Origin of the sequence: Methanospirillum sp. (genome assembly GCF_028679455.1) — an archaeon.
GTDB lineage: Archaea > Halobacteriota > Methanomicrobia > Methanomicrobiales > Methanospirillaceae > Methanospirillum.
Map to the genome: position 1 here is coordinate 1 of NZ_JAJRBM010000345.1, position 5,801 is coordinate 5,801.

Sequence of the window (5,801 nt, forward strand, 5' to 3'; positions counted from 1 at the left end):
GCTCCTGAATCGTGGTTTTGATCCGATCCAGTACCGGTTGCAGCGAGGTGCACAGAGAAGGAGGACCTTTAAGCGGGAGATTATGAGTCATTATTACTCTGAGTCGCTCCCTGAGTATCTCATCGATCTCATCCTGATGAATTTTGACGATCCCATGTTCAACGACTCGGTTTACCAGTCTCCATCGTTCTTCAGTGAGACGGGCTGCTATTTCCACGTAATGAATTACCGGAATAGCAGTTGAAGTTCCTGATAAACCAAGACTGGCTGCAATCACCAGTTTCTTTTTTGGGTCCTCTTCCAGAAGATACCGGTATACTTTCCAGGATTGATATCGGCTTACCCGGTCAATGAGCATTCGATCACCTGAACAGGAGATTAGAAGCCTGGTGACCGGATAGGCAGAGATGATGATCTTTACTGCTGCAGCTTCAGAGGGTACTTCCGGCAACTCATCCGGAGGTTGACGAGGATTGAACATGAGTGATGCAGAAACGATCTCAAAGGCTTCTTTTACTGCCAGACGCCCGGCAGGAGAATCCAGATACTGATCAAGAGAAGCAGTGTTAGTACTGATAAAAGACTGGGCTTCTTTTAAAAAGGGATATTTAGCAAGATCTCTCAGGTCAAGTGCAACCATGCATCAGTCTGCTTCGATACGTGGTGCAAGCAGATATTCAACATGGCCTTTCCCACCTGCAATATCAAATGAAAATTTCACGGGATGATCTGTACCTAATTGAATCGTCACTTCAGATGCATGTGACATCACTTTTCCCATATCCTTTAGGTAATCAATGGAAAAGAGGGAGCGAGCCTCTGCAAAATTACATGATATCATCTCTTCTGCGGTGAATTCCCGCTCGATATGATCACTGTCTCCTTCGGCAATAATATAAAATAACTTCTTATCAGGATTTATCCCAAGCCACATCTTATCTGAAACAACTGCTGCTGACTTGATGGTATTATATAGATCTACACCTGAAACGGTCACCACACCAGGAAGTTCGATTCCCGGAGTATTTGGATCTTTCTTGATAGTATTGGTATCAAGAAGCGTGATGGCATAATGATATCCTTCAAATCGTACTTCGATTTTGTTTGCACCGTCAGGGTAATCAAGGCTTACTTCACTGGCTTTTCCCATCATGGTGAAGATATTTTTCATCTTCGTAATATCGAGCCCTAATTCACCCGGGGTTGCTTCATAGGTGTTGAACGCATCCCGCTGGAGAGTAAGTATTACCATGGCGACGTTTGCGGTATCGACTGATCGAATCCATACTTCTTGTTCTGAAAAATGCATCCTGCATTCGGTTACCAGAGCAGCGACGGCGTCGATAGAATCTCGAAAAGTATCGGCGTTTATTGTTCCTTTCAGCATCTGCGCTCCCTACTGTTGTATCATTATTAGTTTGAAACACATATAAGTGCTGGTCTGTGTAATAATTAACGAATAAGGTGGATACGAGCGACTTATGGGTTCTCAATGGGGTAGGGACAAGGTATACCAGAAGGCAATGAAGCAGGGATACCGCTCCCGTGCTTCATTCAAATTAAAAGAAATTCTGGAGAAAAATTTGGTTTTGCGACCACATGACAATGTGGTGGATCTTGGTGCAGCTCCGGGCAGCTGGCTGCAGATATTAAAAGAGAATACCTCTGGTATGATCGTAGGAATCGATCTGAATCCGATTCAACCGTTAGAAGGGGTTACGACATTTACAGGGGATTTTTCAAAACCAAGAACGGTAGCCAGGGTTTTGGAATTATTACCTGTGGTCAATCTGGTTGTCTGCGATGCATCACCCAAACTATCCGGGCATAAATCGTATGATCAGGCCAGATCTATTGATCTGAATAAGATGGCTCTTGATTTTGCAATACAGGTTCTTTGCCCTGGTGGAAACCTGGTGATGAAATCATTTCAGGGTGAAGATTTCCCTTGGATATATCGTAAGGTTAAGGAGGAGTTTTTCCGGGTTACCACTCATAAGACCCATTCGAGTAGAAAGGGAAGTACTGAGATCTATATCATTGCCAGAAATTTCATAGCGGGAAGGGAAGACCTGTTTGATGAAGAGTCTGAAGAAGTGATAACACCGGAGAATAATGGCAGTTCGTGATGATTATCAGCGTCCCGTAAGTAATATCAGAATAAGTCTGAATTCAGGTTGTAATCTCCGATGTATCTATTGCCACCGGGAAGGTGAATGCAAACCTGAAGACCCGATGCCTCTAGAGGATATCAGAGAGATCCTGCTTGCCTCAGAACGGCTCGGTATCAGATCGGTGAAATTTACCGGAGGTGAACCGCTACTTAGGAAGGATATTCTGGATGTTATCAGATCGGTTCCGTCCGGGATTGAATCATCGATGACCACAAACGGGACCCTCCTAGGGCCGCTGGCGAAGGATCTCCATGATGCAGGTCTTTCCCGGGTAAATATCAGTCTGGACAGTCTGCGGCCTGATACGTACCGGAAAGTTGCCGGAGTAGAAAAACTTGATGATGTACTAGCGGGAATCGAAGCTGCAAAAATCGCCGGACTTATTCCCATCAAGATCAATATGGTCCTCTTGAAAGGAATTAATGAGGACGAGGTTGAGGATTTCATTGCGCTAGTTGCAAATGACCGGCATATGATATTGCAGATCATTGAACTGATGGATCTCGGGGACTGTCCTTACCATGCAGATCTTTCTGATCTGGAGGATCATATTGCAGCATCGTCAAAGCGGGTCATCACGAGAAGGATGCATCACCGGAAAAAATATTGTTATGGTGGAGCTGAGATTGAATTTGTCAGACCATTTCATAACTCCGAGTTTTGCAAGCATTGTAATCGGCTTAGGGTCACTTCAGATGGAAAACTGAAACCCTGTCTGCTCAGGAGCGATAATCTCGTGGATATCAAAGGAAAGAAAGGAGCAGAACTGGATGAGCTCTTTCAACAGGCGATACGTAGGCGTGAACCCTATAACTCCTGATTGATCAGGCGACGCTTTTAATCTTCTGTCATCCAATTTCCTGTATGCTGGAAGTTAATGAATACGAACGGGTGCTCCAGACCCTTTATAAAAAATCTCTTATCCTCGAAGATACCTCTGATTTTCATCCAGTTCTAAGATTCTGGTACTTTGACGCAATGGCTCATCTGGATTATTCGATCTCGCTTCTCGCATATCAGGCAGATTCTCCCCGGAACCTGATGAGCCGGGAATATCTTAAACACCGGGTAGATCAGGCTGAAGATGAACATCTTCGTATCTTTCCCGACTTTATAGCCTGGCTAGAAGATAATCATACAGCAGAATTTGAAAAATTTCCTTTGTTTATTCAGAAGATCTATTCATCTCATGATCCGGCATCTTATCGTTCATTCAGAATCACTCTTAATCCTGATGATAAAAGACCAATTCCACCTGAAACTTTACAGATGATGGTTGATGAGATGTTTGACCGGTCCTACCTGTCTGCTCAGTATAACGGATCTTCAGTTGCTGAGATGCTTACTGAATTCTCCAGGTCCTGCAGATGAATACTACTGCTGATGTCAGCAGGATTTGTTCAGACCTGGTGAAGATCAGGTCTGATAATCCCCCTGGTTTTACCGATGAAGTGATCGCTTACCTGCAAGAATTCCTGGATAGTATCGGGATGAAGACTCGCACGGTCACCCGGGGTCGTCGTCATAATCTCATTTCAGTTCATCCCAAAGGAAAACTTCTCCTCTGTGGTCATGTCGATGTAGTTCCTGCGCTTGATGATGGATGGACATATCCTCCCTATTCAGGGGTGATATCTGATGGATTTGTCCATGGCCGTGGATCAACTGATATGAAAGGGGGTTGTGCAGCATTGCTGGCAGCTCTTCGTTCGGTTATGAATTCAGGTGGTAACCCGGAAGTTGATGTTGCATTTGTCGCAGATGAGGAAGGGAAAGGAGAATTTGGGATGGAGCAGCTGGTTGAAGAAAGGATTCTGGTACCTTGTGATACTATTATTGCTGAACCAACCCCCCCACGATCTCCTATCATCGGTGAGAAAGGAGTACTCAGGACAAAAGTAACCTTCTCAGGTAAATCAGGACATGCATCTCTTCATCCGGTGATTGGTGATTCGGCAATTATTCAGGCATGCCGGTATCTGGAATTCTGTCAGACTCTTCATGAACGGGAATGGAATCTGGATCCTGAAATTATGGAAGCCATTGATACAACGGTCCAGTCATATCAGGAGAACACCGAGTTATCGTATGAGGATGGGTATCGGATACTCTCTCGTATTATGTATAATCCCGGATTCATCGAGGGAGGGGAACGGATGAATGTAATAGCTCAACGTTGCGATCTCTCTCTCGATATGCGGATTCCGTGGGGATGTAACATCGATGAGGTATTATCACTGATGCATACTGCTGCACCAGCAGCAAACATTTCAGTTTTGGAATCATCAGAACCAACATTCAGCAGACCAGGATGGCTTTCCCAACTTATCTGTACTGGAATACATTCGGTGTATCAGACCTCCGCTCATCCGGGATTAAGCCAGGCAGGGTCAGATGCCAGATATCTTAGGAGTAATGGGGCTGAAGTGGTTATGTACGGACCGGGAGACCTGAGTCTTCTCCATTCTGTAAATGAGCGTGTTCCGGTCACCATGCTTGAAAACTGCCAGAAGGTATACGAATACGTGCTTAATCAACTTCCCTAATCTGTTTTTGATTAAGATATTAATCCTGTATTCTCACGAAGCATTTAGAGTTTCAGGGCTATCAGTATATATGTCAGTATCAAAAGTGTTCCTTCTTTTTTGTCTTTGTTGTCTGACAATTTTCCCGGTCAATGCGGATCTGAAAATTCATTTTCTTGATGTGGACGATGGCGACGCAGTCCTGCTTCAAGCAGACGATAAGACTATGCTTATTGATTCAGGGACTGCCAATTCAGGAAATCTCACCAGATATTATCTTCAGGAATTGGGAATTACTAGGCTGGATCAGGTTCTTGTAACCAGCACTGAAGAAGGTAGGACTGGTGGATTGACAAATATTCTTAACGCAACTCCAGTAGATTCCTACTTTGATGGAGGATGGAATAGTTCAGGTGGATCATATCAGGATATTATCAATAAGATGCAGGAAGATCAGATGCCTATGACCCGGGTTACTGCTGGAAATTCCATCCCGTTTGTTGATGGTGTCAATATTTCACTCCTTAAACCTGCAAATAAGAGCGGTACCCTCGCCACTGATACCCTTATTCCGTTCATTACGTATGGAAATTTCAATGTTTTGCTCATGGGAACTCATAATGATGTGCCAGAGATTCATAATGTACAGATCGTAAGGGTACCAGATCATGGATCATCGCATAGCATAGATCCCGAGTTTATTATTCAAGTCCATCCAGAGATTGCCATTGTTAGTACAGGAGGAGGGGCGTCGATAGGATATCCCGAATATGGTACCATTAACACATTGCAGACTGCTGGAGCAGAGGTGATGAGAACAGATTCCGATGGTACCATTATCATCGAAACGGATGGGAAATCAGTTTCTGTAACAAAACTTCGGATGGAACCTGAAATTACCTTGTCGCTTGTCAGTGTTGTAGAGACCCGTTCTCCATCCTAATCAATTCAGATCCGATGAGATCTATGTCTTGTTAATTATTGAAATGGAGTGGTATAGTGGTGCTTACATCTCTACACGGGTTACTACTCCGTGAACCTTGTGTGGGGGAAGCCGATAATATTGAACAAACGAAGGACAAAGCCTTTTAATTACATAGAA

6 protein-coding genes and 1 pseudogene are annotated in these 5,801 nt (G+C 44.1%); 5 read left to right on the plus strand and 2 right to left on the minus strand.

All coding sequences use genetic code 11. The features are described from left to right. Together LUQ50_RS11780 and LUQ50_RS11785 are read right to left on the minus strand one after the other, a co-directional pair. Positions 1–640 (minus strand): annotated as a pseudogene (locus LUQ50_RS11780) (DNA primase regulatory subunit PriL); the annotation flags it as partial. Positions 641–643: 3 nt separating this feature from the next. Continuing rightward, on the minus strand, positions 644–1,387 hold the full coding sequence (locus tag LUQ50_RS11785; protein ID WP_300040031.1) for a DNA polymerase sliding clamp: 744 nt from the start codon (positions 1,385–1,387) through the stop codon (positions 644–646). 94 nt (positions 1,388–1,481) lie between these two features. Here LUQ50_RS11785 and LUQ50_RS11790 point away from each other — a divergent pair, with 94 nt between their 5' ends. From LUQ50_RS11790 to LUQ50_RS11810, 5 genes are all read left to right on the plus strand, one after another. Further along, positions 1,482–2,129, plus strand: a complete 648-nt coding sequence (locus LUQ50_RS11790; protein WP_300040032.1) for an RlmE family RNA methyltransferase — start codon at positions 1,482–1,484, stop codon at positions 2,127–2,129. Next, positions 2,116–2,994, plus strand: coding sequence for a GTP 3',8-cyclase MoaA (gene moaA, locus LUQ50_RS11795; RefSeq protein WP_300040033.1), 879 nt, complete (start codon positions 2,116–2,118; stop codon positions 2,992–2,994). Before LUQ50_RS11790 ends, moaA begins: the two co-directional genes overlap by 14 nt. 44 nt (positions 2,995–3,038) lie before the next feature. Beyond that, the gene (locus LUQ50_RS11800) at positions 3,039–3,545 is read left to right on the plus strand and encodes a hypothetical protein (protein WP_300040034.1); all 507 of its coding nucleotides are present in this window, start codon (positions 3,039–3,041) and stop codon (positions 3,543–3,545) included. Continuing rightward, a complete protein-coding gene (locus LUQ50_RS11805; RefSeq protein ID WP_300040035.1) occupies positions 3,542–4,720 on the plus strand; it encodes a M20/M25/M40 family metallo-hydrolase in 1,179 nt (392 codons plus the stop codon). The genes LUQ50_RS11800 and LUQ50_RS11805 overlap by 4 nt, the downstream gene beginning before the upstream one ends. A gap of 70 nt (positions 4,721–4,790) precedes the next feature. Beyond that, a complete protein-coding gene (locus tag LUQ50_RS11810) occupies positions 4,791–5,642 on the plus strand; it encodes a hypothetical protein (protein ID WP_300040036.1) in 852 nt (283 codons plus the stop codon). The last annotated feature ends 159 nt before the right edge of the window (positions 5,643–5,801 follow it).

What these genes read in the sequence shown, in the direction of transcription:
- LUQ50_RS11805 (WP_300040035.1), top strand. Translation starts at nt 3,542, where the DNA reads ATGAATACTACTGCTGATGTCAGCAGGATTTGTTCAGACCTGGTGAAG.
- LUQ50_RS11810 (WP_300040036.1), top strand. Translation starts at nt 4,791, where the DNA reads ATGTCAGTATCAAAAGTGTTCCTTCTTTTTTGTCTTTGTTGTCTGACA.
- LUQ50_RS11800 (WP_300040034.1), top strand. Translation starts at nt 3,039, where the DNA reads ATGCTGGAAGTTAATGAATACGAACGGGTGCTCCAGACCCTTTATAAA.
- moaA (WP_300040033.1), top strand. Translation starts at nt 2,116, where the DNA reads ATGGCAGTTCGTGATGATTATCAGCGTCCCGTAAGTAATATCAGAATA.
- LUQ50_RS11790 (WP_300040032.1), top strand. Translation starts at nt 1,482, where the DNA reads ATGGGTTCTCAATGGGGTAGGGACAAGGTATACCAGAAGGCAATGAAG.
- LUQ50_RS11785 (WP_300040031.1), bottom strand. Translation starts at nt 1,387, where the DNA reads ATGCTGAAAGGAACAATAAACGCCGATACTTTTCGAGATTCTATCGAC.